Annotated in this window: 1 protein-coding gene; it reads left to right on the plus strand. The window is 53.7% G+C overall.

All coding sequences use genetic code 11. The annotated features are described in order from the left end of the window. Window positions 1-748 (plus strand): condensation domain-containing protein (locus GRP75_RS28555; RefSeq protein WP_160791064.1); only part of this gene is annotated, 748 nt, incomplete at both ends.

Genomic DNA, 748 nt, shown 5'->3' on the forward strand with positions numbered 1-748 from the left:
GTTAGCTACAATATGCCGGGCGCTTTGATTATTGAAGGTTCCTTGGATAAAACGCGACTGGAGCAAGCCTTCCGCCAGCTGATTGCCCGTCATGAAGCCCTGCGAACCCGATTCGACATGGTGGATGGCGAGGTGATTCAACGGATTGAATCGGGCGTCGCATTCAACGTGGAGCATGTGCAGGCAAGCGAAGAAGAGACCCAGCAGTACGCACAGGACTTTGTACGTGCATTTGATCTCGCACAAGCACCGTTGCTGCGGGTTCAGTTGGTGGAAACCGGACCGGAGCGTCACGTCATGCTCTATGACATGCATCATATTATTTCGGATGGTGTCACTGAAGGAATCATCGTGCAGGAGTTCTCTCAATTGTATGAAGGCAAGGAACTGCCGTCCCTGCGCATCCAGTACAAGGACTATGCCGTTTGGCAGCATGCCGATATGCAAAGTGAACGTCTTCGTGAGCAGGAAAGCTACTGGCTGAACACGATGGCTGGTGACATTCCGGCGCTGGATATGCCAACGGATTTTGCAAGACCTGCCGTACAGCGTCTAGAAGGAGCTCGATTGGAATTTGCGATCAGCCTGGAGGACAGCGAGCAGTTGAAACAGCTGGCCGCGCAAACCGGCTCTACCTTGTACATGGTGTTGCTGGCCGCGTATAGCACGCTCTTGCATAAATATTCAGGGCAGGAGGACATCATCGTCGGCACGCCGATTGCCGGAAGACCGCATGCGGAACTGGAGG

The sequence above is a fragment of the Paenibacillus sp. OT2-17 genome (assembly GCF_009827695.1).
Classification (GTDB): Bacteria; Bacillota; Bacilli; order Paenibacillales; family Paenibacillaceae; genus Paenibacillus; species Paenibacillus polymyxa_B.